Annotated in this window: 27 protein-coding genes; 8 read left to right on the top strand and 19 right to left on the bottom strand. The window is 48.2% G+C overall.

Annotated elements, in window-relative coordinates; all coding sequences use genetic code 11:
• Positions 1–376 precede the first annotated feature (376 nt).
• The 7 genes from GCE9029_RS13565 to GCE9029_RS13535 all read right to left on the bottom strand — a co-directional run bounded on the left by GCE9029_RS13565 (position 377) and on the right by GCE9029_RS13535 (position 8,082).
• On the bottom strand, positions 377–1,072 hold the full coding sequence (locus GCE9029_RS13565; protein WP_062663778.1) for an ATP-binding cassette domain-containing protein: 696 nt from the start codon (positions 1,070–1,072) through the stop codon (positions 377–379).
• Positions 1,072–2,790: a branched-chain amino acid ABC transporter ATP-binding protein/permease gene (locus tag GCE9029_RS13560; RefSeq protein WP_062663776.1), complete on the bottom strand. Its 1,719-nt coding sequence runs from the start codon at positions 2,788–2,790 to the stop codon at positions 1,072–1,074. The genes GCE9029_RS13565 and GCE9029_RS13560 overlap by 1 nt, the downstream gene beginning before the upstream one ends.
• The gene (locus GCE9029_RS13555; protein ID WP_062663775.1) at positions 2,768–3,619 is read right to left on the bottom strand and encodes a branched-chain amino acid ABC transporter permease; all 852 of its coding nucleotides are present in this window, start codon (positions 3,617–3,619) and stop codon (positions 2,768–2,770) included. The genes GCE9029_RS13560 and GCE9029_RS13555 overlap by 23 nt, the downstream gene beginning before the upstream one ends.
• 17 nt (positions 3,620–3,636) lie before the next feature.
• Entirely contained in the window at positions 3,637–4,803 is a 1,167-nt protein-coding gene (locus GCE9029_RS13550) for a substrate-binding domain-containing protein (RefSeq protein WP_062663774.1), read from the bottom strand.
• A 31-nt stretch (positions 4,804–4,834) separates the two neighbouring features.
• The gene (iaaH, locus tag GCE9029_RS13545) at positions 4,835–6,241 is read right to left on the bottom strand and encodes an indoleacetamide hydrolase (protein ID WP_062663773.1); all 1,407 of its coding nucleotides are present in this window, start codon (positions 6,239–6,241) and stop codon (positions 4,835–4,837) included.
• 417 nt (positions 6,242–6,658) lie between these two features.
• A complete protein-coding gene (locus GCE9029_RS13540; RefSeq protein WP_062663768.1) occupies positions 6,659–7,117 on the bottom strand; it encodes a MarR family winged helix-turn-helix transcriptional regulator in 459 nt (152 codons plus the stop codon).
• Positions 7,118–7,119: 2 nt separating this feature from the next.
• Positions 7,120–8,082, bottom strand: a complete 963-nt coding sequence (locus GCE9029_RS13535; RefSeq protein WP_062663767.1) for an MBL fold metallo-hydrolase — start codon at positions 8,080–8,082, stop codon at positions 7,120–7,122.
• A gap of 301 nt (positions 8,083–8,383) precedes the next feature.
• On the opposite strand from GCE9029_RS13535, the gene GCE9029_RS13530 reads away from it, so the two are divergent.
• Together GCE9029_RS13530 and GCE9029_RS13525 are read left to right on the top strand one after the other, a co-directional pair.
• Positions 8,384–10,054, top strand: a complete 1,671-nt coding sequence (locus tag GCE9029_RS13530) for an FAD-dependent oxidoreductase (protein WP_062663766.1) — start codon at positions 8,384–8,386, stop codon at positions 10,052–10,054.
• The gene (locus GCE9029_RS13525) at positions 10,051–10,236 is read left to right on the top strand and encodes a DUF2783 domain-containing protein (protein WP_062663765.1); all 186 of its coding nucleotides are present in this window, start codon (positions 10,051–10,053) and stop codon (positions 10,234–10,236) included. The genes GCE9029_RS13530 and GCE9029_RS13525 overlap by 4 nt, the downstream gene beginning before the upstream one ends.
• A gap of 84 nt (positions 10,237–10,320) precedes the next feature.
• Here the strand turns inward: GCE9029_RS13525 and GCE9029_RS13520 are convergent, their stop codons facing one another.
• The 4 genes from GCE9029_RS13520 to GCE9029_RS13505 are packed head-to-tail and all read right to left on the bottom strand — an operon-like array spanning position 10,321 to position 13,989.
• Complete coding sequence (locus GCE9029_RS13520; protein WP_231870101.1) at positions 10,321–11,109, bottom strand: response regulator transcription factor; 789 nt, start codon at positions 11,107–11,109, stop codon at positions 10,321–10,323.
• A 22-nt stretch (positions 11,110–11,131) separates the two neighbouring features.
• Complete coding sequence (locus tag GCE9029_RS13515; RefSeq protein WP_062663762.1) at positions 11,132–12,433, bottom strand: TRAP transporter large permease; 1,302 nt, start codon at positions 12,431–12,433, stop codon at positions 11,132–11,134.
• Positions 12,426–12,980 carry a TRAP transporter small permease gene (locus tag GCE9029_RS13510; RefSeq protein ID WP_062663760.1) on the bottom strand — a complete coding sequence of 185 codons (555 nt, stop codon included), beginning with the start codon at positions 12,978–12,980 and terminating at the stop codon, positions 12,426–12,428. The genes GCE9029_RS13515 and GCE9029_RS13510 overlap by 8 nt, the downstream gene beginning before the upstream one ends.
• Positions 12,970–13,989: a TRAP transporter substrate-binding protein gene (locus tag GCE9029_RS13505; RefSeq protein WP_062663758.1), complete on the bottom strand. Its 1,020-nt coding sequence runs from the start codon at positions 13,987–13,989 to the stop codon at positions 12,970–12,972. The genes GCE9029_RS13510 and GCE9029_RS13505 overlap by 11 nt, the downstream gene beginning before the upstream one ends.
• Before the next feature lie 346 nt (positions 13,990–14,335).
• Here GCE9029_RS13505 and GCE9029_RS13500 point away from each other — a divergent pair, with 346 nt between their 5' ends.
• On the top strand, positions 14,336–14,575 hold the full coding sequence (locus GCE9029_RS13500; RefSeq protein ID WP_062663756.1) for an aldehyde dehydrogenase family protein: 240 nt from the start codon (positions 14,336–14,338) through the stop codon (positions 14,573–14,575).
• Positions 14,576–14,585: 10 nt separating this feature from the next.
• Positions 14,586–15,008, top strand: coding sequence for a hypothetical protein (locus tag GCE9029_RS13495; protein WP_062663755.1), 423 nt, complete (start codon positions 14,586–14,588; stop codon positions 15,006–15,008).
• Positions 15,009–15,056: 48 nt separating this feature from the next.
• Here the strand turns inward: GCE9029_RS13495 and GCE9029_RS13490 are convergent, their stop codons facing one another.
• From GCE9029_RS13490 to paaK, 8 genes are all read right to left on the bottom strand, one after another.
• The gene (locus GCE9029_RS13490; RefSeq protein WP_046303176.1) at positions 15,057–15,392 is read right to left on the bottom strand and encodes a DUF3088 family protein; all 336 of its coding nucleotides are present in this window, start codon (positions 15,390–15,392) and stop codon (positions 15,057–15,059) included.
• A gap of 237 nt (positions 15,393–15,629) precedes the next feature.
• Positions 15,630–16,253: a hypothetical protein gene (locus GCE9029_RS13485; protein ID WP_062663754.1), complete on the bottom strand. Its 624-nt coding sequence runs from the start codon at positions 16,251–16,253 to the stop codon at positions 15,630–15,632.
• 142 nt (positions 16,254–16,395) lie between these two features.
• The gene (locus GCE9029_RS13480) at positions 16,396–17,055 is read right to left on the bottom strand and encodes a hypothetical protein (RefSeq protein WP_062663753.1); all 660 of its coding nucleotides are present in this window, start codon (positions 17,053–17,055) and stop codon (positions 16,396–16,398) included.
• A 189-nt stretch (positions 17,056–17,244) separates the two neighbouring features.
• Entirely contained in the window at positions 17,245–17,568 is a 324-nt protein-coding gene (locus GCE9029_RS26535) for a hypothetical protein (protein WP_062663752.1), read from the bottom strand.
• Positions 17,568–17,921, bottom strand: coding sequence for a DUF6864 domain-containing function (locus tag GCE9029_RS13470; protein ID WP_062663751.1), 354 nt, complete (start codon positions 17,919–17,921; stop codon positions 17,568–17,570). Before GCE9029_RS13470 ends, GCE9029_RS26535 begins: the two co-directional genes overlap by 1 nt.
• Positions 17,922–18,093: 172 nt before the next feature.
• On the bottom strand, positions 18,094–18,690 hold the full coding sequence (locus GCE9029_RS13465) for a phenylacetic acid degradation protein PaaY (RefSeq protein WP_062663750.1): 597 nt from the start codon (positions 18,688–18,690) through the stop codon (positions 18,094–18,096).
• 24 nt (positions 18,691–18,714) lie between these two features.
• Positions 18,715–19,644, bottom strand: coding sequence for a phenylacetic acid degradation operon negative regulatory protein PaaX (gene paaX, locus GCE9029_RS13460; RefSeq protein ID WP_062663749.1), 930 nt, complete (start codon positions 19,642–19,644; stop codon positions 18,715–18,717).
• Between the two features lie 147 nt (positions 19,645–19,791).
• Positions 19,792–21,078, bottom strand: coding sequence for a phenylacetate--CoA ligase PaaK (gene paaK, locus GCE9029_RS13455; protein ID WP_062663748.1), 1,287 nt, complete (start codon positions 21,076–21,078; stop codon positions 19,792–19,794).
• Positions 21,079–21,321: 243 nt separating this feature from the next.
• Here paaK and paaZ point away from each other — a divergent pair, with 243 nt between their 5' ends.
• Genes paaZ through pcaF form a run of 4 tightly spaced genes read left to right on the top strand, consistent with a single transcriptional unit; the run spans position 21,322 to position 25,821 of the window.
• Positions 21,322–23,370: a phenylacetic acid degradation bifunctional protein PaaZ gene (gene paaZ / locus GCE9029_RS13450; RefSeq protein ID WP_062663747.1), complete on the top strand. Its 2,049-nt coding sequence runs from the start codon at positions 21,322–21,324 to the stop codon at positions 23,368–23,370.
• A gap of 2 nt (positions 23,371–23,372) precedes the next feature.
• On the top strand, positions 23,373–24,176 hold the full coding sequence (paaG, locus tag GCE9029_RS13445) for a 2-(1,2-epoxy-1,2-dihydrophenyl)acetyl-CoA isomerase PaaG (RefSeq protein ID WP_082804353.1): 804 nt from the start codon (positions 23,373–23,375) through the stop codon (positions 24,174–24,176).
• 2 nt (positions 24,177–24,178) lie between these two features.
• A complete protein-coding gene (gene paaI, locus GCE9029_RS13440; protein WP_062663746.1) occupies positions 24,179–24,622 on the top strand; it encodes a hydroxyphenylacetyl-CoA thioesterase PaaI in 444 nt (147 codons plus the stop codon).
• The gene (gene pcaF, locus GCE9029_RS13435; protein ID WP_062663745.1) at positions 24,619–25,821 is read left to right on the top strand and encodes a 3-oxoadipyl-CoA thiolase; all 1,203 of its coding nucleotides are present in this window, start codon (positions 24,619–24,621) and stop codon (positions 25,819–25,821) included. The genes paaI and pcaF overlap by 4 nt, the downstream gene beginning before the upstream one ends.
• Positions 25,822–25,836 lie beyond the last annotated feature (15 nt).

Genomic DNA, 25,836 nt, shown 5'->3' with positions numbered 1-25,836 from the left:
TGTTGTTTGTTCTTTTTAGGAACGCGAGAAATGAAATATAAAACTATCTTGATTTTATTAATTGGCGATGAAATCTTCCAATGCAGCTCTAATAATTGAGACATTGAGTCCTGAATATTTTCTTACTCGTATGATTAGGGGTAGCAGAACCTCCATAAAGAAGACTCTTGATTAGGCATCTCGCCGTTAGACTTCTCCAAAACTAGAGACCTCACTATTTTTTGAACTGACAAAAAAACCACTGACTCTCATCAGCGGCTTTTGGTGAAATAACCAACTCTTCGTTGGCTAGGTGCCTACTCGTAAGTTTCTAGTATTTTGTAATGTTTCACTTATTGAAGAACAAAGAAGGCCAACTTTAGTATTGATGACATCACTAAATAAGAAGCTCACTGACAATACGCTCCCTTAAATTTGGAGAAGCAGGGAAAAGAGACTTCAACTCACCATGGTCCATCATCCAACAGGCATCAGCGATCTGCTCAATCAGTGATAGATTCTGCTCTGCCACAATAAAGCTTCTTCCTTGTTTAGCTTGTTCGAGAATAACCTCTCCCATTCGCTCGATATTTTCGGGCTGTACCCCCTCTGTTGGCTCATCAAGTAATGTCATCAATCCATCTTCGACGACAGATCGGCAGAAAGAGACCAACTTCCTCTCGCCACCCGACAATTTTCCAGCCTGTACATCATAGCGCTTTTCTATGATAGGAAAGGCTTCAAGAAGGCGGTCTACGAGTGAGCTTTTACCCCATTTTCCTGTCAAAGAAAGGTTATCCCGAACAGTCAATCCACTAAATACTGACTGTTCTTGCAATCCATGGCTAATTTGCTTTTGCTGTCGCTCAAAAGCATTCAAGCCCGACAGATCTTTTCCATTAAGGCATATATGACCTTTGCCGGGCGCCAGAGCTCCCGACAAGAGTTTCATTAAAGTGGTTTTTCCCACACCATTGCGACCAGCAAGGCACACAACCTCTCCTTTCCCGATTGAAAAGTTCACATCCCTGACGATCGTAATATCTCCATACCCACCGGAAAGACCTTTCACATCCAGAATTTTGTCTGACATTACTTGGTTCCTCCTGTGTATATCGCTCGTACTTCCTCGTTCTCACGAACAAAATCAAAGCTGCCAAAACACAACATAGAACCTTGATTCATCACCAGCACTTCGTCAGCCAATTTCTCCACCACTTGCATGTCATGCTCGATAATCACACAAGGTTTCCTCTCTCTGGCGATGTAATTTTTGATGATGTCGATGAGCGTTTTTGTCTCGACAGGTGAGAGTCCCGCACAGGGTTCATCCAGCAATAACAAGTCAGGTTCAGCAAGACAGGTCATCGTAAAGTCCAGCATTTGACGTTGCCCTACCGATAGCGATCCGGCCAAGACTTCACCCTGTTCAAGAAATGGCATCGCTTCGTAAAGCGCGTTTAAAGATGCAGAACGTTTTCCGTATTTGGCGACTCGGAATAATGATTTCTTATTCGAACGGCTCGCCCACATCGCCAAATGAATATTCTCTTCAACGCTTAACGATGGGAACACACAGGGAATTTGCAATTTCCGACCTATACCCCGGCGTGCAGCATCATAAGGCTTACGTGGACTAAAGCGTTCTCCATTCCATACAAGCGTTCCGGAAGAAAGCGGCAGCACGCCAGTCATAGTGTTGAATGCCGATGTTTTTCCTGCGCCATTGGGACCAATTAAGCACTGAATACCTTTTCCGCCTAAACGCATCTCCAATGAACTGAGGATATTCACCGGTCCGATAGACACTGAAACATCGTTAATGGCTAGCGTCACCCGTTTTTCTGACGAGCCAGAAACCGCTTCTTCTAACTTGTCTTCCTCAATACGCTTTTTCGTCGCGGGCAACCAACCTAGCAAACCCTTTGGTAAAAAGAGCACCACAACAATGAAAATAGATGCGACTATCACTTCCCAATAAGGGAAGGACGCTTTCAACTCACTGGACACCATTCCCATCACCAAAGCACCAGCAATAGGACCAACTAGCGTAAAACGTCCTCCCACTGCAGCCCAGATAACAAACTCTGCCGAAAGGAAAAAGCCCAGAGCCTGTGGCGTAACGATGCCCTGATGGACACTGTACAACGCGCCCGCCAACCCAGAAACCGCTGCGCTTATGGCAAAGACAATACTTTTCAGTTGGTCACTTTTGTAACCCAGCAAGTCAACACGCTGTTCATTATCACGGATGGCATTAAGCAAAAGTCCGAATGGCGTGTTTTCTAAATACTGAAGGGACAAAAGCACAACTGCCACTGCGCCTGCAATCACCCAATACAGGTTTTCGTAACGATCTGTTCCTGGAATGTCATTAATGCCATTAAGGCCGTTAAACCCGCCTGTGACACCATCAAAAACCAGTGCTAATTGCGTTGCCAACATGGCAACCGCCAGTGTGATCAAAGAAAAATAGGGGCCGGAACTCGAAGTACGTGAGAACACCAGTTTTCCCAACGCGAAAGCTAACAGCGCCGGTACCAGAAGTGCCAAAAACAGTCCTTCTACGACACTGAACACCGATGCCTGCTCAACATTCACATAACCATAAAGATACGCGCCCAATCCAAAGAAAGCGGCTTGGCCAAGCGGCAAGAAACCAGCCTGTCCCCAACAAGACGCAACGCCCAGTGCTGCGAGTCCGAAGATTAAATAGAGACCAACCTCATATGCAGTAAAGCTATCGATAAACAGAGGCAGTGCGAAGATAAACGCGAGCGCGTAAAAATTAACGTTGCGAAATGATGCCATTGGGTTTCCACCATAAAAAGAAAATCGACAGCAGAAGCACACCTGTATAGCCGACGACCTTGTCGAACAGGTTGGAGAGGGACTGATCTAAGCCGCCAATCATGCTGCTTCCCAGAATCAGGCCTTCAACGCTGCCGAGGCCGCCAATCACAAGGGCGAAGAATGAGGAGAGCAAGTAATCCAGCCCCATGTAGGGGTCGACCCTCACCAGAGGTGCAATCAATGCACCGGCGAACCCTGCCGTACTGACACCGAAAACAAACGTGTAAAAGGCAACGCGTTCAGTGTTTATTCCCACCGCCTGCGCCAGTGCAGGGTTGTCTACCATCGCACGAATTTTGAGGCTGGCAGGGCTTTTTCTGAACCACAGGTAGATGCCTGTCATCAAGGCGGCAATCAAGACCACCAAGAGCAGTCGATAAACGGGGTAATCAACACCAACAACATCGACGGTGCCTGGCAAGTATTGAGGTACGTTTTGGTACTCCCTACCAAAAAGGGCTTCAATCCCTTTTCGGATGAGCATGGCAACACCCCAAGTAGCCAACAAGGTGTCAAACGGGCGCTGATAAAGGTGCCTGATGAGGCCCTTTTCCATTAGTGCACCGACTAAAGCACTCACAATGACAGCCAACAAAAGGCCCGCAGGCCAAGGCAGTGACCATTGACTTGCGAGCAGCGCGCTATAAGCGCCAAGCATGACAAACTCGCCATGCGCCATGTTCATCACACCTAGTAGTCCGAAAACAGCAGCAAGGCCTGTTGCAACTAACGCCAACACTGAGAGGCTGTAGATGACGTTCAAAATATACAAGGTCAACACATCCATGTGCGTCACTCTCTCCTTTAACTGCAGGTACTGCCGCTAGGCACGTTTTCAAAGGTTTCAACAACGCGGAATCTGCCGTCTACGGCTTCCGCAAGATAGATATCTTTATCAACATGTCCCTTCGTCAACGTCATGTTCCCACGAGGAGAAGAAAATGACGCGCCCTCAGAAGCGCTGGCAATTTTTTCAGCCGCTACGCCTTTTGCTTCGTTTGCCAAGGCTTTGAAGAGATAGACACCGTCATAGCAGGACTCACCTAATGCATTGAGTGCAGGTGCATCACTGCCAAACTTTTCGTAGTAGCGCTCAGCAAATGCGGCGGCTTTTGGCGAGTTAATGTTCTGAAAATAACCTGATGAAGAGTAAAGTCTTGCAGCATTTTCTGCCCCAATACCTGCTAGGGTATTTTCTTCTATTAAGGTGCCCAATCGCAGGGCTTGCTTGTCCAAACCGAAGTTTGCAAATGCGCGGTTAAAGCTCACTGATGCACCACCAACCAAAGTGATCAGTACTGCATCAGCGCCACTGGCTTTGATTTTTGCCAAGCTGGAGTCGAAGTTATCGGCTGAAAATGGCAGATATTCCTCGCCAACCACGTCACCACCTGCTGCTTTAATGTAATCTTTCGCCGCAGCATTCGAATCACGTGGCCAGTTGTAATCATTACCAATCAAATACCATTTACTGACCTTGTTATTTTTTGCTAACCAAGGAATGACCGGCGCCAATTGCTGAGCAGGGGTCTCACCGAGTACATAAGTTCCCTCTGCGCATTCACCACCTTCATAGATTGGCGTATAGATGTAAGGCACCTCGCCTTTGAACAAGTTGGTGAGTGCACCTCGCACAGCACTGTCATGCATGCCAATAAACGCATCCACTTTTTCGCCTTTGTACAGGCGCACCGCATTTTTCAGCGCCTCGGAAGGAGAACCGCCAGCATCGGCATAAAACACTTCAACCTGCTTGCCTAAAATGCCACCCGACTTATTGATTTCTTCAACCGCCATTTCTGTGCAGTTTTTACAGGAGGGGCCAAAAAGACCCGCGGGGCCTGACTGGGGAATCATCACACCGAGTTTAACTGTCTCCGCAGCGAGAGCCCGGGTTGAGACAAAAGTCGGTGAAATCGCTGCCAGCAGCGCAGCACTCATCGACGAAGTTAAAAATTCGCGTCTTTTCATTGTTGTGTTCCTTACATCTATGAAGAGTGGATCAGGGGCGTTGCGTAAAGTTGAAGACTGATTCCAGCGCTTCCGCGATCGATAGCAACCGCTCATCGCTGTTGAAAGGTCCATCAATTTCGATACCAACAGGCAAGCCGTCATGGGTTAGGCCAATGGGCAGGCTTATTCCTGGAATACCTGCATTGCTGCCTGGATCGGTGTTATGAATAAAAGTTGGAAAGGTAGGTAGGCGTTCGCAATTAAGCTCAACGGTTTCATCATCACCAATAGGTGTGGCGGGCAGCACAGTGGTTGGGAAGATGACAGCATCCACGCCTTGCTTCGAGAAATAGTCTGCGTAGGTTTGTTGGAGTTTAGGACGAACCACATTAATAGCGTCTCGATACACGGATTCTGGCATCGCGCCATCAGACATCAGCGAAGCCATCAATCCACTCACGTCAGGGCTTAAAGCATGGTCAGCGACGTCTTTAATACTGATATGTGATACATGAGCGGTAAGATAGGCAGGTAAGTCCTGCATAAATTCATAAAGCGCAATCGGGAAACTGCAGGCTTCATCAAGTTCACCAACATTGGGAATATCCGCCTCTACCAAGGTCACTCCCGCATCAGAAAGTTTCTTTAAGGCATCTTCAGATAATCTGCCTACTTCAGGGTCTAGATTGTCGAAGAAATAGGCTCGGGGAACACCCAGCTTGATAGAAGAAAGACTCGCTACTTCATCAATGGCGGAGTCGTTTTTACCCGCCATGATGGCATCCAAGATTCGGCAATCCTTGACAGTATTCGCCATTGGACCTGCCGTATCCCGGGTATGGCTGACAGGTACCAGCCCTTCTGATGGATAGCGCATCATAGAAGGTCTAAAGCCAACGATCCCACAGAGTGCAGAAGGTAACCTTACGGAGCCTCCTGTGTCCGTTCCAATGCCTGCTGGCATAATGCCAGCTGCAATCGCCACAGCGACACCACCGCTGGAGCCGCCAGGGATCCGCTCGGTATTCCACGGGTTTTTCGACGCGCCGCTATATCCATTGTTAGTCGTAATACCAAAGGCCAGCTCGTGCATGTTTCCCATGCCACCCACTAAGGCACCACTGCTCAACAGCCGCTCAGCCACGACGGAAGCACTGCTGATGTTTCCCGCTAATGCTTTAGTCGCAGCAGACGCAGCGAGAACGCCAGTCTGAATGTTATCCTTGAAGCAAAGAGGGATGCCATTGAGCCCTTCACCTGCTTTTCCACTCTGGTCAACGTCCCTCGCTGCCTTTCGAAGCATCTCCCAGTCAACCGTAATAAAAGCGTTAAGGTGGTTCAGACTTTCTGCGCGCTCGATAACCGCGTCGATGTAGGATTCGCAGGTTAACTCACCCGATTTAAATGCTGCCTGCAGCTTTTCTAACGTAAACGGTACATCTCTCTTATCCGTCATCTCTTGCTCCTGAGAATTATGCTTCCTTTCCTTCTCAGCATGAGACGAGCACGAAAAAACCGCCATCCTCAACAATGAGGATGGCGGCAGAGACGTGAACTCAATGACTTCTCAGAAGGGGTTTCTGCATTGCGGATTGTCAGCGCTGGATTATGGGCAAAGAAGTTGTGTGGCATGATGTGTACCGTTTTGCATTTCTGCGGTACATACTTACACACAAGAATAGGACGTTTGATAGTTAAGCAAAAACATGGACCCTAGGGGCTGTTGACCTTTGGTGGTTAAATTTTGTTCTAACCATAAGCATTTTAGGCGCGGCGAGGTGTGTGCCGCCTAGTCATTCTAAGCAAATACACCTCAACAAAGCATAAAATCCCCACAAACTGCTGCAAAATCATCACCAAAGGTCAACAGCCCCTAGCCTTTCATTTTCTCCAGGCGGGCATCCAACTTTTCCATCACGCGAAGGAAGTCGCGGTACTCAACGGTATCAAGTACATCAATAAGCTCAGCTTCCCAATCCAGCGCTTTGGGAGCGATTTTCGCATAGAGATCACGGCCTGACTCACTGAGCGAAAGGAAAGACGCACGATTGTCTGTGCTGTCTTTTACCTTCAGCAAAAGGCCTTTTTCTTCAAGCAATTTGACCGCGCGGGAGACCCGGGATTTGTCCATAAAAGTGAGATCACCGATGTCTTTGGCGTTCAGTTTTTCGTGCTCAGCCAACCGAGCAAGAATCCGCCATTCGGGAATAGAAACATCAAACTCTTCCCGATAGATTTTCGAGCAGGCGTTGCTGATACCATCAGCCAAATTCACCATCCGATAAGGAAGAAACTGGTTGAGCATTAATGTGCGATGTTTTTTCTGTGTCATTCCTAATCCTGTAAAGCGTCCCAGACTTCCCTATCTTTCTCTGCGGTCCAGATTTCGGGCCAGTCCTTACCTTCAAATTCGTCCCATAATCGTTTTACATCAAACGGTAAGCAATGCTCAAATATAGGCCATGCGCCAAACTTAGGAGCGAGCAATGTGTGGGTTTCCTCGAATGCTTCTTTCAGTGTTCCACCGCGCTTATGCACTGCTCCGACGGTGTCCAACATACCCGTTAAGAAGCCGCGGGTTTGCTCAATCGCAGCATTGACTGCATCGTTACCCCGCGCCACCGCGCCACGTCCTCCGACTAATATATCAGCTTGATATGATTTCACTTTATCCAGAGTTTGAGATGACCAGTCAAAGTGGAAGGCATCCCCAGTGTAAAGTGCTGCCTGGGCCTCAACCAAGTCCCCTGCAAACAGTATTTTTTGCTTAGGCAACCAAGCAACAATGTCTCCCGCAGTGTGCCCTCGGCCACAATGTTCAAGTATCAAGCTTCCGCGATCACCACCGAGCGGGATTTCAATGCGGCTGTCAAATACAACGTCCGGGTGTGTTAAACCCGGAATGCCTTCCGGCTCTCTGAACAAACGAGGCATACGCCCGAATTCACTTTCCCAATCCTGCTGGCCACGCTCTTCAATAAGCATTTTCGTGCTCTCATGCGCAATGATGGTTTCCGCGTCAAAAGCTGATGCACCTAATACCCTCACCGCATGGTAATGAGACAAAACCAAGTATTTCACGGGCTTGTCCGTATGCTCTCTCAGCATCGTCAGCCAGTCCTGAGCAGCTTTGGGTGTGGCTCTTGCTTCAAAGGCGATAATGAAGTCTTCTGCTTCTATCGCGCCTACATTGGGATCACCCTCTGCCGTTAACGCGTAAACGCCTTCGGCTAATACCTCAAGTGTTTCCTGTTTTTCACCTAAATCAGCAGATGAAGCAAATGGTTTGGTTGCCATGGTAGGTTCCTTTAACGTGATTTGATTCCTAAAACCAACATAGCAAATAATCTCATGCGAGAATTTATAGATTACCCTAATATCTTATAAATAGGACTCAGGGATACACGACCTACAAATCAGCACCTGTAAGTTATGATAGAAAAATAGCTTACATTCAGAACTATAACCACATCACCACGATAACACTTGACGACAAACCGCCAATTACTCTCATATTCGATACACCGACTTGCTTGATCCCTCATCAAATCGCGCATTAAATTTAATCTCATGAGAGAGCAATATTAAATGGATATTTATGTTATCGACGTATACCAATCCGGTTTATTCCTATTCGATGAGTAAAGACCAGCAATCAGACACAGTGACTCATCACAAGGTCGTGATTATCGGTGGCGGGCCAGCGGGCTTATCCATGGCTATTGATCTTGCAAAGCAAGGAGTCGAGTCCGTCGTACTCGATGACAACAACACCGTCAGCGTAGGGTCGCGGGCCATTTGCTTCGCCAAACGAACACTCGAAATCATGAATCGGTATGGTTGCGCAGAGCGGATGGTTTCAAAAGGCATCACATGGAAAAAGGGCAAGGTTTTTTTTGGTAACGAAAAGGTCTATGAGTTCGACCTACTACCTGAAGAACACCATAAGCTCCCAGCCTTTATCAACCTCCAACAATATTACTTTGAGGAATATCTGGTCGATGTGATTGAGACGCTATCAGAGGTCGATCTTCGCTGGAAAAACAAGGTTCAGGTTGTTGATGCGCAAACAGACATCAACCTTCTAACCGTCGACACACCCGACGGCACTTATCAGATTTCCTGCGATTACCTTATTGTTGCGGACGGCGCAAACAGCCCTATTCGCACCAAGCTGGGTTTGGAAAGTAAAGGACAGGTTTTTCAGGACAGATTCCTGATCGCTGATGTGGTCATGAAAGCCGATTTTCCTACTGAACGCTGGTTTTGGTTTGAACCACCCTTCCACCCTGAGCAGTCCGCATTATTACATCGTCAGGCCGACAACGTTTGGCGCATCGACCTGCAACTCGGGTGGGATGCAGACCCCGAATGGGAAAAGAGGGAAGAGAACATTCGCCCCCGTATCGAAGCCATGTTGGGGTCAGACAAAAACTTCGACCTGGAGTGGGCAAGTGTGTATACCTTCCAGTGCCGGAAAATAGATGACTTCATCCATAAACGGGTGATTTTTGTCGGTGATGCAGCACATCAAGTCAGCCCTTTCGGTGCACGCGGCGCAAACGGAGCAGTCCAATCTGTTGAAAATTTAGCTTGGAAGCTATGCCGGGTACTGAACCAAACGGCCTCTCCCTTGTTGCTTCGTACCTATAATGATGAGCGACAGTTCGCGGCAGAAGAAAACATCCTCAACTCTACCCGCGCGACCGACTTCATCACCCCCAAAAGTATCATGAGCAAGGTGCTGAGGAATGCGACACTAGAACTGGCAAAAAGCTACCCTTTTGCCCGCCCACTGATTAACAGTGGCAGATTATCGACACCCTGCACATACCGCAATTCAACGTTAAATACGCCCGACAAAGACACATTCAATAATGTGTTGATTCCGGGTAGTCCGATTCTAGATGCGCCTGTAAACAAACACGAAGTTGCTTCCTGGCTGCTCGATTGGGTGGGCAATCATTTCGTAATCATGATTGCAGAAGGTAGTACAGAACAGGATAAGCTTCTGGCTGAATTGGCAAAGATAAGCGACTTGGAAGTACTGCTAATCAGTCGCGACCAAAAATCTGCAAGCGTCCGAGGGATCAATAAACTGACAGACAAACAGGGATTGCTCCACCAGAGATATGACTTATCTGAAGGCACGGCTTATCTCTTTCGCCCTGATCAGGTGATCACCGCACGCTGGCGACAGCCGGCAATTAACGACATAACAGAAGCCATGCAGCGCGCACTTGGTCACCAACTGGAGAAAGCACAATGAAATTGAATATCGAGCCGAACTTCACCGATGGAGATGCATTCTATGCAGCACTCGCCAACATTTATAACTCTCTTCCTCCGGAAGAGGTCATGACGGTAAACGCCAAGTTGGTGTTGCTTCTCGCCAACCATATCGGCGAACAAGAAATTCTGGAACAAGCCATACTCTCTGCAACCCAATAATTGCCCGAGCCGCCTCTTTTAGATGCACCTTATACCCAAACAACCTAAGGAAAGAATCAGGTTGTTTGGGTATATCCTTCTCTATCAATGAGTCAGTACTTTGTGAATCAGTTGCGTTCTCCCCCTCACATTGAGCTTTTCAAAAAGATGCTTTATGTGAGTCCTTACCGTCGTGAATGAGACATTATATCGTCGGGCTATTTCCTTATCAGACAGCCCCTGTATCACCGCCAAGCACACGTCCACTTCACGCGCGGTCAGGTGATACTCTTCCACCAGAAAGTCTTCATCCATCCCCGATGATGCATTGATATCCGGGATAACATCGGGTCTGACATCCTCTTTCGAAAATGCATTAGGTCTTGCGTGCTTCATGGCATTGGTGAAAGCTGTGCCCATTGCACTAACAATTTCCACATCTCTTTTGGTGAAGTCATTGCGTCTGCGACTTCTCCAGATCCTGATGTCGCCGATGTTCTGGCGACCATCATGGGCATGGAAGTTTAGACCATACGTCAGTCCATCAATAGACAGGAAGTCGTTGAAGAACTCCGTCTGTTTCAACGCACTGTGTGGCATGATTTGACTCACTGCTGTTGCCTGTTTACGTTGCTGAAGCTTGGGCGTAATAGGATCGTGATACTGAAAATAGCTTTCATAGTGGGAAAGATTGTCGTCAGACATATTTATCGCCACGCGATGAGAAAAGCCGCACCGCGGCCCGTCCCATACATAGGAAGCAAAGTAATCAGCATCAAGAAGATCCAGCAAGCATTTACCCACTTGCTGGCGCATTTCCGAGCATTCCATGCCCGCATTCAAACACTCTGCAATCTGGAATACTGCATGAGTTTCTCGCATAGACAGGTTCACAACGTCCCCCTGTTACACAAATTTATCCATAAAGAAAATTAGGTAAACCCAGCGCCAAAGCGGGGATGAAAATAATGGCGAAAAGCCTCACCATATCTGCAACCCAAAATGGCATCACACCGCGAAATACCGTGCGATTATCAAGGTCCTTGAACATGCCGCTCAGCACAAAAACGTTCATGCCAACCGGCGGCGTAATTAAGCTGATCTCCGTGACCACCACAACCACAATGCCGAACCAAATCAGGTCAAAGCCCATACTTTGAACCACAGGGTAAAACACAGGAACGGTCAACAGCATCATCGACATACTTTCGAGCACAGTGCCAAGCATCAGGTAAATCATGATGATCATCAAAAACACTAGCATGGGCTGAAGATCCTGAGTGGTCAGGAAATGCACCAATCCCTCAGGAAGACCCGCACGGTTGATAAAGTTTGAGAATATCAACGCGCCCAGCACGACAAAGAATATCTTTGCGCTCATCACCGCCGTTTCAAAAAGGACTTCCTTCAGCAGCTTTTTGGTAAGCAGGTCACGCAGATAAACGATCACCAAGGCACCAAAACTCCCGATACCTGCGGCTTCGGTGGGTGTGAAAACCCCCAGATATATCCCACCCATAATGATGGTGAACAAAGAGGCGATACCGGCAATACCTTTATAGGCCTCCCTTTTCTGCTGAGACGTCATTTCATGCCCACGGGGGCCGGCCTCTGGCGAGCGCCAGACTACGTACTTCACCGCCGCCAGATACAATAGAATCCCCATCACCCCTGGCACGAAGCCTGCCGCAAACAATTCACGGATACTTTGTTCCGTCAAAATACCGTAGATAATCAAAGCCACGCTGGGAGGAATAAGGATGCCAAGCGTCCCCCCAGCGGCAATACAGGCAGACGCCAGGCTGTCGGCATAACCGAACCGACGCATTGAAGGGATAGCCACCTGACCCATGGTTGCTGCCGTCGCCAGACTAGAGCCACAAATCGCGGAAAAACCGCCGCACGCCGTGATGGTCGCCATGGCCATACCACCGCGGTGGTGTCCCACCAGCGCATTAGAAGCCCGAAACAATTCAACAGACATCCCTGATCGGCTGATTAAGTTACCCATCAAAATAAACAAGGGGATCACGCTCAACGCTGGGTCTTGTAAGGTATCGACAATTCGGCGGGCACTGATCGTCAAGGCAGCAGTGAAATTGAAATCTAGTAAAGAGGCATATCCTACGACGCCTACCAGTGTCATGGCGTAAGCCAAAGGCATTCGCAGAACACACAGCAGCAAAACAATCGTGAGTCCAATCAGGGCACTAATCATGACGCTCACCCTCCAAGGACTCAACATGGCTATCTAAGGTCGCCGTTGAGCAGATCCCTCTGAACAAAAAGGCAAAAGCGCTCAGCAGCAAGCAGAAAGCAATCGCATACATCGCCCAAGAGGCCGGAATTTCTAGGTACTCTGTTACCAATTGCTTTCTGTCAGCACGTGCTGCCAATTTATAGACGCTCATCGCCAGATAGATGCAGCCAATACTGAGGCCAAAGGAGTAAATCCTTTCAACCCATTTGACAAACGCAGGACTTATCGCATCCGTGAGTAAATCCACCCGGATTTGATCATCTTTAAAAACAAGTAATGGCAACATCAGCATGACCAATACCAACAGCATGAAGCCAGTCAATTCGCTGCCACCCAAGATAGGAGTGCCGAGAAGGTATCTGCCCAACACATCAAGGACAGTTAATAACATCATGCCTATCAGTGCCACAGCACTTGTCCAACGCATCAAGGGAAACAGGTAACAACATCCTTGTTGGAACAATGACCAGTAGTGCTGGCCAATGCCTGTTTTATTACTGACCATTACCGACCTCATATGCGTGAGCCTCTTCGCGGATTGCTCTCAAAGCAGCTTTGGCGTCCACATCACGATCTTTGACCGACTCAACCCAAGCCTGATCTAAGTCGCGGGTGACCGCAGCGAAATACGCCAAATCCTGATCAGATGCATCAACAATCTGGTTCCCTTTTTCGCGGGCGACACCTTCTGCGTAGTCGTCAGCATCAGCCCATGCTTTCGCCGCCATTGCGGATAGTTTCTCGCCGGATACCGCCATAATGGCGTCTCTGTCTTTTTCAGACAGCCCATCAAGCGTATCTTCGCTCAGAAAAATACCGAAACTGCCCAAATACATGCCATGAGGCAGCTTCAGTGTATAAGGTGCAACTTCATGGAGTTTCAGTGTCGTTTTAGTCGACATCGGGTTAAACACACCATCTACAACACCTTGCGTCAGCATTTCATAGATTTTGTTAGCAGGCGCTGCGACGCCGGTAACACCGAGGCGCTCACCGATTGCAGACTGAATGCCGCCACCCACACGGATTTTTTTGCCTTTGATATTCTCAAGGCTCTCCAAAGGTTCACGCATATGGATCTGGCCGGGGCCATGAGTAAAAACGCCCACTAATTCAACGCCAGCATGTTCCCCTGCCTCAGCAAGGTAATCCTCATGAATCCGCCAATGGGCGACAGATACCGCTTCTGATCCGGCATTATGGTTAGGTAATTCCGCGAGGCTCGTCAGTTTAAACTGACCAGGGAAATAACCGTGGTAAGTCCAGGCACCATCTACTGCGCCATCTTCCACCAAGTCAATCAGACTGTTGGGACTTCCAAGGTCATAGACCAGAGCAATCTTAACGCGCCCTTCAGTCGCTTCTTCAATCCATTTCCCCCATGTTGGCAACACGGTTTTATTCATCGCCGCTGCTGGGGAAAGCCATGTGGCAATCTTAAGTTCGACCTCTGCCATCACACTCATAGGCAGGAAAAGCAAACCTACTGCTACTCGCCAAAACACTCGTTTCATTACAACCTCACAATCCGTTACGATACACATAATGACAATATTTAACATATAACGTTACATGTCATAACAACAAACTAACATTACGATAAATGCGTTGATTCTCGTTCTTGAAACAGCTCCGCACACAACGCTTTAAAAACATAAAGTTAGAGACAAAAGATGTTAGTGGTAGACGAATAAAAGACAGAAGAGTGATTGAGAAGCACAGTACTGAAACAGCTAGACAGCCGACAGGATGTAAACTTTTTGTGATAAATAACGAAGGCAAATAGCATGGCGACTTTATGCACTCTAGCCTTGATGACTCGAATTTTTTCGATAGACCCAAATTTCGAACCATAAAAATATGAGTAACCAGGCTGCCAATGACAGCAGTTCAGGCCTCGGCGGTTCTGATTGGTCTTCAGACACACAAGCCGCAGCAAATGTGGCTAAGCGCCTCGAATGTGGCTCAGTCTGGATAAACCGCCACGGCATGATCCAACCCAACGCACCGTTTGGCGGAGTCAAAAGCTCAGGTCTGGGTGTCGAATTTGGAGAAGAAGGATTAGCCGAATACACCGATATTCAGGTGGTATTTAACTGAAGGAGAAATCATGTCTGCTTTTGAAAACGCAACCGAGTTCTTTCATGCTTGTGAATCAGGCAAGGGTTGGGAGGCCTGCAAAGGCTTCGCTGAACCCAACGCCGGGTTTGATTCCCAAGCGTTCGCACTCACTGACATTCAAACACTGGAAGACTACATCCATTGGATGCACGGTATCACCAACGGTCCTATGGCGGGCAGCCATTATGAACTCACCACCTCTGCATTTGACGATGACAAAAGCACCGCGATTTTCTTTGGTACCTTTTTCGGTATCCACAGTGGAGAAGGTGGGCCTGTCGCGGCCACAGGGAAAAAGTGTGCAAGCCATTATGTGTATGTGATGCAATTATCTGGTGAAGGCAAGGTCACGCATATGACCAATATCTGGAATGATGGCTGGGCGTTGAAAGAGCTTGGTTGGACGCAGTAGGAAACCGAAGAGCCGCCGGATAATAAGGCGGCTCTTGTTGTTGAACCATTAGTGCTTTTCAGGCAGGTCAAAACGTTCGATAAAGTACTGGATAATGTCATCGGTCTTATCAATATGACGCATACCCGTATGTGCTGACACCGAGAACTTCTCCGACCCAAACTGGTCGCCTTCATTTAAGACCAAATTTGGACAAACTTGATTTGTCTCCCCCAAAAATACCGGGAGATCGCCACGTGGCTTCTGGAAGTCGACATACCTAACTTCTACGTTATGGCGGATTTCTGGAAACATCGCCATCAATCCTTCAACCCGCATACAGTAAGGGCAGAAGTACTTTTTCCCACCGTCGTTAAAGTCTCGCTTAAGCAAATACAAAATCATGATGGCCCTCCTTGGTAACAGCATAAAAATACATAATACGTATTTTACAAATTTTGTTTCGATTCAAAACTGATAATCATACCAAGTCGCGATTGATGAGAGGGTTAAGTTGCGACTTAGTGGCAAGAGGACACTATGAAGTAGATGGTTTTGTTATAGAGGATTGGCTGCTAACGCAGCCAAAAGAAGGCTATTGCCTATTCAGCGGAGAGGGACTCATATGTGTTAACTGCATTTCTACCACACCATCGAATCTAGGGCTGTTTTAGTTCTTATAGCAAAGCTGCCCTTCAGGATGTAACTTTCAAGTAAGAATGAAGCTGTCAGTAAGATCCACGACAAGAAAAAAATAACAGCCATAGGTTCAAGCTGAATTAGGTTACTTAGATACCCTGCCTTTAGTATTTTAACTAATGAAAAAACCACAGGTGATAGAAATCCAATTGCCATAATTGGTTTAATGATATGCCCCGCACCACCCGCTGCTTTGATTAAAGTGAATAATGCTAGTGTGGATAAAGGACTAAAACTCCATATGCTATTTAAGTGTTTACCTTTGTCCTCAGGGTATACAGCCACATGTAGTTCTTTAATTTTTTCAATATAAACTTGAGTCCCTAGGAAGCTGAGCGTTCTACATACGAAACAAAAAACGCCAATGACAAACATAGTTACCAAAGCCATTGATGCCTCAAGAACTAAGCCATTGATCTCGATATTCTTGTTAGTTAGGGCAACAAGTGATGCCAAAGAGAAAAACAAAAAAGCAGACACTGAATACTTTTCTATTCGAGACTCTAGCACTCTTAACGATGTAATCGCTTCTTTCAACGAATACTCTTCAACTGTAATTTCTGCCATGTTCCCTCTTATTAAGCTAACGCCGAATTAAGGTGTGAGCAACGCTACTATGAGACTTAACCACACCACCATAGACACAAAACCCAACGATGGAATGAAAAATGCCAAGCGTTGGGGATCACTCTTAAATGCTTTAACTTTTCTATTTACAGTTACTGATTATATACCTCAACCAAGGGAAAAAATTTTCGTCCTTCATCGATATATCAAATAATTGCCAATATCCCTTGTCACCAATTACTTCGTAACGCCCCCTGAATTGGATGATTCCTTTATCAGGAAAAAACTCAACAAAAGAAATTTCTGGAGCAGATTCATGGATTTTATCGCACAAAAATTCAACATCGCTTGGAAACTGGTAGAAGAAGCGCTCTGTTGCTGCTAAAAACAACTCAACAACATCGATATAATCTTCAACTTCATTCCTAGTCGGTATGTAATAATCATGTTCAACAGCATTACGTACCTTGTTTAATTTGGACAATATTCTAGGGCTAACAATCCCACACTTATCAAAGAAGCGTAATCTAGTAGGAAAATTAATATTCTTACCCTGTTTTGGTAAGTGCTCTATACCAAATGCATCTGTCAGAATTTCCACTTGATAATGAAGAGCACGTTTCGCATTTGATAAAGCGTTTACAAGACATCTTGGCTCATCATTTGACTCTATATCTCTATTGGAAAACTTTAAATAATCTGACGGCAGCAAACCTGAAGGTAATGAAAGCTTATACCACGAAGGGCTATAATCTTCTCTAAGTTCTGAATATAGTTCAGGAAGAATAGAGTTAAGTTCCACTAGGAATCCTTATTTTATTAATACTCTTCCTAATCTATCACACCTTAGTTGAATGGAGAAAGTTAACGCCCTGTTAAGGTGTGAGCAACGCATTACCGAAGCCGCTGCATACCACCTTAAACACCAAACACAACGCATAGTAAAAATGCCACGCGTTGCGAATCACTCTTAAACAGTTTGTTAGCTTTATTACTCACCTTTACCAAAGGCATAACCTAGAGCGAGGGTAATTATAGGAACAAATACACTCCAAATCTGAACTAATGAATCAAGTAAGCTCTCACCACTGGCAACCTCAAAAAACGAACGAGCAAATAACAAAATACTAATTCCGGTCGCAACATAAAAGCTCCATGTAATAGTCATCCAGATAAAGGAATCTTTAGCATTTTTTCCTGTACCTATATGATCAGCTATTTTTCCTGCGATTGGTTTGTCAGTCAGACTACCAGCTTGTGCATTACTAGTAGAGGTATCTGTATCTTGGCTAGGCAACTTAATCTGTCCGTCCATTACCCCTCCAAAACCATAAAGGTATAGCCAAACTGCCTCAAATTTCCTTGCACTGTATTTACAAACCATGTGGCAAACAAACGCTTCCCACCAAGAGTGCCTATTTCTACTGGTTCAAGCTTTCCCTCACCCAAAGAGTTTGAAAAGTTATGTAGGTTAATGATCAACTCTCCATTCACCACATCCGCGGTAAACTTGGTATCTTCACTATCAGAAATAAATCGGTATTTAATCACTAGGTTTGCCAAATCAAACTTAACTTCTGTTCCTGTCACATGGACAACACCTGACGCAACAACCGTATAGCCTGACGTAGATACTTTTAGTGGATATGTAACATTTTGTTCAACCACAGTTTAGCCTTTGTTCTATGAAATTTTCCTACGTCGGATGTTATCACTTTCACAAACTCACTCCAGACATTTTTAAGAAAGCTAACAGTGTATTAAAAGACAAAATGTCGGAATCAAACACGACACTTTGTCTTTTAATAACAATAACGATTCGTTTCCAGTCATAGAAACTCTAATCCGCAAACTTCGGCTTGATGCTTTCATCAATCACCATCCGCTTTCGGTCTGCTTCAACCGTTTTTAACGGCTCGACTTGCTGCATAGTCGCAAGGCAACGTTCGGTGAGTTCTATATAGCCATCCGTGCCTAGACTCTTCCATGTCACTTCTTCTTCTCTCAGTTCACGAATGACTTTGGCAGGGCTGCCAAGTGCGAGCATTTTTGAGGGGATATGTTGTTGGGAGGCCACAAGGGAGTGAGCGGCGACGATACTATGAGCACCAACCACCGCGCCGTCCATGACCACGGTATTCATGCCAATTAGTGCGCCTTCTTCAATAATACAGCCGTGTAATATGGCGCTATGTCCGATATGACCGCGCTCATGAACCACGACATCGATACCGGGGAAGGCGTGAATCACGCAGTTGTCTTGCACATTGGCGTTGGCTTTGATGTGTATCCGGCCAAAATCGCCCCGTAAGCTGGCAAAAGGCGCAATATAGCTGCCCCGCTCTACAATGACATCACCGATTAAAACCGCTTCCGGGTGAACATAAGCACCCTCTTCTACCACAGGCGAAATACCGTCCAATGCATAACAGGGCATGACTACTCCTTAGTCTGTTTAGTGTCAGTTCAGCGTGATGCCTCCAAAGCGTTCACAGAACTGTTTATCTGCTTTTGGAAGAGGCCCATCCGCCGCGCGGGCAACAGCATCGACGTGTTGCTCGGCCGGATACGCCACCAGATTATAGATATTGTGTGTCAATGTCCTCGCCGCTTTACCTGGCCAGTTTCCCGGCAATAACTCTTCGGGTAATGGCGGGTATTTCAATAGCGCACGACGATAGATGTGGATCAGCAGTGTGCGCACTTGAAAGGCTTGTGCAGGCTCCAATTGGTCACCGTTTTCCAGCAACGACAGAACTGGCCTGAATTGGCTGAGTAGGGTATGAAACCTGTCTTCCACTTCTTCCAGTTGCCACAGCTTTGCCACCAGCGATTTCAAGTTGGCTTCGTTACCTTCCGAAAGGTCACAAGAGGCGGCTTCGAACACCAGCGCTTTATCGTTCAGCTCATGTTTGCTCAACAGCTGTCGTGTCGCATCTTTGTCTGCGCGCGGATACAGCATGACGGAGGTCGAAAGAATTGCGTAACCTGCCGACTCCAGTTGCTTTCTTGCCTCCATCAACTCACTGCCACTGAGTGAGGGCAACGCTATCATCTGCCACTGGCGGTTCCACTCAGCATCATGTGCACTGTATATCCGCTCTTCAGCTGCCGTGAATCGGTCCATCGCTTCTTCAGTCACGTGATAGAAACTGTATCGACCACTGCGTTCAGCCGTCAGCCAGCCATCTTTGACCAAACGAAACACCGAAGTTCTGACAAATCGGTCAGACACATTGAACACACTTAACAGCTCAATCAGGCTGGAAAGACTGATTGAGCCACCGCGACGGGCAAGAATGTCACCAAAGACCGTCATGATGAGCGAGGTGCCGCTGACCGAGTCAGCGGCGAGAATGTCAGAAAGCAGCTTCCCTAATTTTTGGTTCATACGTTGTTATCCATAAACATAGCGCTTTGTTATTTTGTACCTTAACGGCACTTTTCTTCATGTTACACAATCACAACAAAACAGCAAAAATATGAATCTGTTAATTAGGGTCTGTCGCGTTCTTGCATCGATTCTCTGCTAACGCTTCTATCGCTTATCGAGCACTCGCTTGGCCTTACCCTCTGAACGCGGCAACACGCCGGCTGGCACAACTTCCACTTTGGATGAAATGCCAATAAAGGTTTTCACTTTGCCTGCCAGCTCATTCGCCAAACCATTTAACTGAGAACCATGAACTTCAGGTTGCTGTTCCACCCTTATTGTCACGCAGTCCATATTGCCCTGCTTAAACAGCTCAATCAGGTAATGGGGTGCCAGGCCACGGGTATTACAAATTTGTTCTTCTATCTGGGTGGGGAAAACATTCACACCTCTAATAATCAGCATGTCATCGCTGCGACCGGTGATTTTCCCCATTCGGCGCATGGTGCGCGATGTGCCGGGCAGAAGGCGGGTCAAATCACGGGTACGATAGCGGATAATGGGCATCGCTTCTTTGGTGAGACTGGTAAATACCAACTCCCCTTCCTCGCCATCTGGTAATACTTCGCCGGTTAATGGGTCGATAATTTCCGGATAGAAATGGTCTTCCCAAATGGTTGGGCCATCTTTTGATTCCACACATTCCTGCGCCACACCTGGGCCAATCACTTCAGATAAACCATAAATGTCTACCGCATCCATCGACAAGCGACGTTGCATCTCTTCACGCATGGCTTCTGTCCAGGGCTCTGCACCAAAAATACCTACCCGCAGGGCAAGTTTTTCTGGGTCCATACCCTGCCTCGCCATTTCATCCGCGATGTTAAGCATATAAGAAGGCGTCACCATAATGATGTCTGGGTCAAAATCCCGAATCAGCTGAACTTGCTTCTGGGTTTGGCCGCCACTCATTGGAATCACAGTACAACCTAACCTTTCCGCACCATAGTGGGCACCTAGACCACCCGTAAAAAGTCCATAGCCGTATGAAATATGCACTTTGTCTTTGGGTCTGCCACCCGCTGCGTAAATAGAACGGGCAACCACATCCGCCCACATATCTACGTCGTTTTGTGTGTATCCCACCACCGTCGGTTTGCCCGTCGTACCACTTGAAGCGTGAACGCGAACCACCTGCTCCATTGGCGTACAGAACATGCCGAATGGATAGTTATCGCGAAGGTCAGCTTTTGTGGTCATAGGGAACTTACTGAGGTCAGACAGTGTTTTCAAATCGTCTGGATGGACACCATGGGCCTTGAATTTCTCGCGATAAACCGGCGAGTTTTCATAGACGTGGTTCAACGTGTTTTTAAGACGTGATAGCTGAAGTCCGCGTAACTCATCAATGCTGGCATTTTCAATCGCGTGCATCCCTACCTTACTGCTCATCTTGCTCTCTCCTTTCAAGGCTTTACTTCCAGCTCCATCGCTTTTCAAGGTTCACCTCTTAAAGCGTAGTCGCCAATTCGATTATTTATTCATGTTACACATTATTGATCATTTACATTTATTGTGTATCATAAAATTTAACCATTCATAAACATTTTTATTAAACCTCGACAACAATTGACCGCTTTCGCAGGGATTGATTTGGGTCGAACGCAAATGCGAACACGTAGAAGGACACGTGACATGAAGGCAAAAAGTTTTGTTTACGGCACATGGCATGAAGGAGCTACAGAAGGGGTTTCTGTTGCCAATGCCATCACGGGAGAGCCGATTTGTTCTGTCTGCTCTGACGGCATTGATTTTGCGAAAGTAGTGCGATTTGGCCGTGAAGTAGGCGGCCCTGCGCTGCGTGCGATGACCATTCATGAGCGAGCAGAAATGCTAAAAGCACTGGGTCTGAAGTTGCTGGATAATAAAAAGCGCTTTTACGATATCTCTCAATGGACAGGCGCAACCAAAGCCGATAGCTGGGTTGATATTGAAGGTGGCCTTGGCACCATGCTGAGCTACTCAAGTATTGCCCGCCGCGAACTGGGCAATGAGCCTTTCATCGTTGAGGACAAAGCCCTGCCACTATCTGCAGATGGTTCATTTGTTGGCCAGCACATTCTCACACCAAAACCCGGCGTTTCAGTTCACATCAATGCCTTTAACTTCCCTTGCTGGGGCATGCTGGAAAAAATTGCTCCTAGCTTGATCGCAGGCGTGCCCGTGATTGTTAAACCCGCCACACAATCGGCTTACCTGACGCAAGCCATGGTCGAGGATATGGTCGAAAGCGGTCTTCTTCCTGACGGCTCTCTCCAGCTTATTTGCGGAAGCGTGGGCGATCTGCTGGATCAACTGGGCGAACAGGACAGCGTGACTTTCACAGGCTCAGCTTCTACCGGCCAGATGCTTAAAGTGCATCCGAATATCGTTGCCCACAGCATTCCATTCAATATGGAAGCAGACTCGCTGAACTGCTGCATTCTTGGGGAAACGGTGAGTGAAGACGATCCAGAGTTCGAACTTTTCATCAAAGAAGTCGCAAGGGAAATGATGGTCAAGGCGGGCCAGAAATGCACCGCCATCCGTCGTGCTCTAGTGCCACGCTCTAAAGTCGATGCGGTCAGCGAAGCGCTAAAAGCACGGCTTGCCCGCGTGGCGATGGGCGACCCTTCTATTGAAGGCGTCAAAATGGGTCCTCTGATTGGCAAAGGCCAGCGGGACGATGTGGCGGCTCAGGTCAGCACACTTTGCGAGCAAAGTGATGTGCTTTTGGGCGGTAACGACGCGGTGTTGGAACTTGTCGGTGATCACTGTTCTCAAGACGCATTTTATCCGCCGACCGTATTGCTTTCTAAAGCCCCAACCGAAGAGGGCTCTGTCCATAGCGTCGAAGCATTTGGTCCTGTTTGTACACTGTTGCCCTATGACGACGTGTCCCAAGCGGTTGCTATCGCTGCTCTGGGTAAAGGCAGTCTGGTCGGTTCAGTGGTGACCAACGATGCGTCAGAAGCCTCAGAGCTTGTGCTGAAAGCAGCGGCCTACCATGGCCGTATGCTGATCCTGAACCGTGACAATGCCAAATCCTCAACCGGACATGGCTCCCCGCTCGCACCGCTGGTTCACGGTGGTCCCGGACGCGCTGGTGGCGGTGAAGAGTTAGGTGGCGTCCGTGCCATCAAACACTATATGCAGCGTACCGCGTTGCAGGGTTCACCCACCATGCTGACCGCGATTACCCGCGAGTACACCGCAGGCGCTGAGAAAACCCGAACGCCAGTACACCCTTTCCGTAAGTACTTTGATGAACTGCAAATTGGTGAAAGTCTGACCACGCACAGACGCACGGTCACTGAAGCTGACATCGTGAATTTTGGTTGTTTGTCTGGCGATCATTTCTATGCCCACTTCGATGAGATTGCCGCTAAAGATTCACTGTTTGGTCAGCGCGTGGCTCACGGTTACTTCGTGCTTTCAGCAGCCGCAGGCTTGTTTGTCGATCCCGCGCCAGGGCCGGTACTTGCCAACTACGGCTTAGAGAATCTGCGCTTTATTGCTCCAGTCGCGATTGGCGACACCATTCAGGCTGACATTACCGTGAAGCAGAAGATCAAGAAAACCCGACGCCCAGATGAGGAACGCGCAACGGGTGTGGTGGTGTGGGACGTGTTGGTACGCAACCAGAATGACGAGACCGTCGCGGTGTACGACATCATGACTCTGGTCGAGCGTCAGGAGGGCTAAGTATGAAGAAGCCAATAAACTTCATCACCGTGCTTTTCACCGTCCACAATGGTGTCGCGACCTTGGTGCTGAACCGGCCGGACTCGCTCAATAGCTTCAATGCACAAATGCATGAAGAAGTAAAAGCCGCCATCCGAGAAGTGCGTGAAAACAGTGAGATCCGCTGTTTGCTTATCACGGGTAATGGCCGGGGCTTTTGTGCCGGACAAGATCTGAATGATCGCGCCGTGAATGACGCCAGTGCCCGCGTTGATTTGGGCGAATCTGTCGAGCGCAATTACAACCCATTAATTCGCGCCATCAGCACGCTCAATGTTCCCGTAATCTGCGCCGTTAACGGCGTAGCCGCTGGCGCTGGTGCCAATATTGCCATGGCGTGTGACATTGTCTTTGCTGCCCGCTCTGCCAGCTTTATTCAGTCTTTCGCCAAAATCGGACTGATCCCGGATTCCGGCGGCACCTGGAACCTTACCCGCGCACTTGGCCTGCCCAGAGCAAAAGCCTTGGCGTTGCTGGGTGAAAAGCTTCCGGCAGAGCAAGCCGAGACTTGGGGAATGATTTGGCGCTGTGTTGACGATGAAGCCTTGATGGAAGAAGCCAATGCGGTAGCAGAAAAACTCGCCAGCCAGCCGACTCTTGCTCTCGCCAATATCAAACGCCTGTTGAATGCATCGTTTGCCAACACGCTCGACCACCAGCTTGAGCTGGAAAAAGAGACCATGCGTAACCTTGGCTATTCAAAGGATTACGCCGAAGGCGTGGCTTCCTTTCTTGAAAAGCGTACACCGCAGTTTAAGGGGGAATGAGCATGGATGCGGACCAAATAGCGCAAGCCTGCGCGCAGCAAATGTTCAGCCATGACAATGTCTCCCGCACCATGGGTATGGAAATCGTGCACATGGCCTGTCGGCAAAGTGAAGTCACCATGCGTGTCACCGCGGAGATGCTGAACGGTCACCAAACCTGTCATGGCGGCCAGATTTTCAGCCTGGCGGATTCAGCATTTGCTTTTGCCTGCAATTCAGAAAACGAATCTGCCGTGGCCTCTGCCTGCTCTATCGATTTTCTGCGCCCCGCTAAAGAAAACGATGTACTCACTGCACGGGCGCAAGCCCTGCATCAAGGCAGAAGAGTCGGCATCTACATCGTCAATATTACTAACCAGAACCAGGAGCTCGTCGCCATTTTCAAGGGCAACTCAGCACGCCTGAACCAAGCCGTACTCCCACCAGATCAAAGGAGTGATTCATGAAGCATGCTTATATCTGCGATGGCATTCGCACCGCATTTGGCCGCTACGGCGGCACGCTCTCCGCAGTGAGAGCCGATGACCTAGGCGCAGTGCCTATTCGCGCTCTCATGGAGCGTAACCCGCAACTTGATTGGTCCCAGATTGAAGAAGTCTTCTATGGCTGTGCCAATCAGGCCGGTGAAGATAACCGCAATGTGGGCCGCATGAGTGCCCTTCTGGCAGGCATGCCAGATTCTGTCCCCGCCACCACCATCAACCGCCTTTGCGGTTCAGGTATGGACGCCGTCGGCACAGCAGCCCGCGCCATTGACTGTGGAGAGATTGAACTGGCGATTGCCGGCGGCGTGGAATCTATGTCCCGCGCTCCCTTTGTGATGAGCAAAGCGCAGACCGCTTTTTCCCGTCAGGCAGAAATTTTCGACACCACCATTGGCTGGCGCTTTATCAACGACAAAATGAAGAAACAGTACGGCGTCGATTCCATGCCTGAAACAGCAGAAAACGTCGCAGAATATTTTAAAGTCAGTCGTCTCGATCAAGATGCCTTTGCCCTTCGAAGCCAACAACGTGCTTCCAATGCACAGGAAACAGGCGTTTTTGCCGCTGAAATCACACCAGTGATGATCCCACGCCGTAAGCAAGAACCGCTTTGTTTTGAGAAAGACGAACACCTGCGCACCACAACCGCTGAAGCACTGGCGGGATTGCCCACGCCCTTTCGGGAATTTGGCAGCGTCACCGCTGGCAACGCGTCAGGTGTGAACGATGGTGCGGTTGCCCTGCTGCTTGCATCAGAAAGTGCCATTGAGAAGCACGGCCTTAACCCCCGTGCTCGCATTCTTGCTATGGCAACGGCTGGCGTACCACCTCGCATCATGGGCTTTGGCCCCTCTCCAGCAGCCAAGAAAGTGCTGAAACTGGCGGGCCTGACTCTTGACGATATCGACACCATTGAGCTCAACGAAGCGTTTGCCGCACAGGCGTTAGCGGTAACCCGCGACCTTGGCCTGCCGGACGATTCACAAAAAGTGAATCCCAATGGCGGAGCTATCGCGTTGGGTCACCCTTTGGGTGCCAGCGGTGCACGACTTGTGCTTACCGCCCTGAACCAACTTGAACGTACGCAAGGCAGATATGCCCTTTGCACCATGTGTATTGGTGTCGGTCAGGGTATCGCCCTCGTGATTGAACGTGTTTGACTTTCTGCACCTGAA

Origin of the sequence: Grimontia celer (genome assembly GCF_900055185.1) — a bacterium.
In the GTDB taxonomy this organism is placed as follows: Bacteria; Pseudomonadota; Gammaproteobacteria; order Enterobacterales; family Vibrionaceae; genus Enterovibrio; species Enterovibrio celer.
This window is presented reverse-complemented; position numbering and strand designations above follow the sequence as displayed.

Excerpts from the sequence above, each read along its gene's own strand:
- GCE9029_RS13565 (WP_062663778.1), bottom strand. The coding sequence starts at position 1,072 with ATGTCAGACAAAATTCTGGATGTGAAAGGTCTTTCCGGTGGGTATGGA.
- GCE9029_RS13560 (WP_062663776.1), bottom strand. The coding sequence starts at position 2,790 with ATGGCATCATTTCGCAACGTTAATTTTTACGCGCTCGCGTTTATCTTC.
- GCE9029_RS13555 (WP_062663775.1), bottom strand. The coding sequence starts at position 3,619 with ATGGATGTGTTGACCTTGTATATTTTGAACGTCATCTACAGCCTCTCA.
- GCE9029_RS13550 (WP_062663774.1), bottom strand. The coding sequence starts at position 4,803 with ATGAAAAGACGCGAATTTTTAACTTCGTCGATGAGTGCTGCGCTGCTG.
- iaaH (WP_062663773.1), bottom strand. The coding sequence starts at position 6,241 with ATGACGGATAAGAGAGATGTACCGTTTACGTTAGAAAAGCTGCAGGCA.
- GCE9029_RS13540 (WP_062663768.1), bottom strand. The coding sequence starts at position 7,117 with ATGACACAGAAAAAACATCGCACATTAATGCTCAACCAGTTTCTTCCT.
- GCE9029_RS13535 (WP_062663767.1), bottom strand. The coding sequence starts at position 8,082 with ATGGCAACCAAACCATTTGCTTCATCTGCTGATTTAGGTGAAAAACAG.
- GCE9029_RS13530 (WP_062663766.1), top strand. The coding sequence starts at position 8,384 with ATGTTATCGACGTATACCAATCCGGTTTATTCCTATTCGATGAGTAAA.
- GCE9029_RS13525 (WP_062663765.1), top strand. The coding sequence starts at position 10,051 with ATGAAATTGAATATCGAGCCGAACTTCACCGATGGAGATGCATTCTAT.
- GCE9029_RS13515 (WP_062663762.1), bottom strand. The coding sequence starts at position 12,433 with ATGATTAGTGCCCTGATTGGACTCACGATTGTTTTGCTGCTGTGTGTT.
- GCE9029_RS13510 (WP_062663760.1), bottom strand. The coding sequence starts at position 12,980 with ATGGTCAGTAATAAAACAGGCATTGGCCAGCACTACTGGTCATTGTTC.
- GCE9029_RS13505 (WP_062663758.1), bottom strand. The coding sequence starts at position 13,989 with ATGAAACGAGTGTTTTGGCGAGTAGCAGTAGGTTTGCTTTTCCTGCCT.
- GCE9029_RS13500 (WP_062663756.1), top strand. The coding sequence starts at position 14,336 with ATGAGTAACCAGGCTGCCAATGACAGCAGTTCAGGCCTCGGCGGTTCT.
- GCE9029_RS13495 (WP_062663755.1), top strand. The coding sequence starts at position 14,586 with ATGTCTGCTTTTGAAAACGCAACCGAGTTCTTTCATGCTTGTGAATCA.
- GCE9029_RS13490 (WP_046303176.1), bottom strand. The coding sequence starts at position 15,392 with ATGATTTTGTATTTGCTTAAGCGAGACTTTAACGACGGTGGGAAAAAG.
- GCE9029_RS13485 (WP_062663754.1), bottom strand. The coding sequence starts at position 16,253 with ATGGCAGAAATTACAGTTGAAGAGTATTCGTTGAAAGAAGCGATTACA.
- GCE9029_RS26535 (WP_062663752.1), bottom strand. The coding sequence starts at position 17,568 with ATGGACGGACAGATTAAGTTGCCTAGCCAAGATACAGATACCTCTACT.
- GCE9029_RS13465 (WP_062663750.1), bottom strand. The coding sequence starts at position 18,690 with ATGCCCTGTTATGCATTGGACGGTATTTCGCCTGTGGTAGAAGAGGGT.
- paaX (WP_062663749.1), bottom strand. The coding sequence starts at position 19,644 with ATGAACCAAAAATTAGGGAAGCTGCTTTCTGACATTCTCGCCGCTGAC.
- paaK (WP_062663748.1), bottom strand. The coding sequence starts at position 21,078 with ATGAGCAGTAAGGTAGGGATGCACGCGATTGAAAATGCCAGCATTGAT.
- paaZ (WP_062663747.1), top strand. The coding sequence starts at position 21,322 with ATGAAGGCAAAAAGTTTTGTTTACGGCACATGGCATGAAGGAGCTACA.
- paaG (WP_082804353.1), top strand. The coding sequence starts at position 23,373 with ATGAAGAAGCCAATAAACTTCATCACCGTGCTTTTCACCGTCCACAAT.
- paaI (WP_062663746.1), top strand. The coding sequence starts at position 24,179 with ATGGATGCGGACCAAATAGCGCAAGCCTGCGCGCAGCAAATGTTCAGC.
- pcaF (WP_062663745.1), top strand. The coding sequence starts at position 24,619 with ATGAAGCATGCTTATATCTGCGATGGCATTCGCACCGCATTTGGCCGC.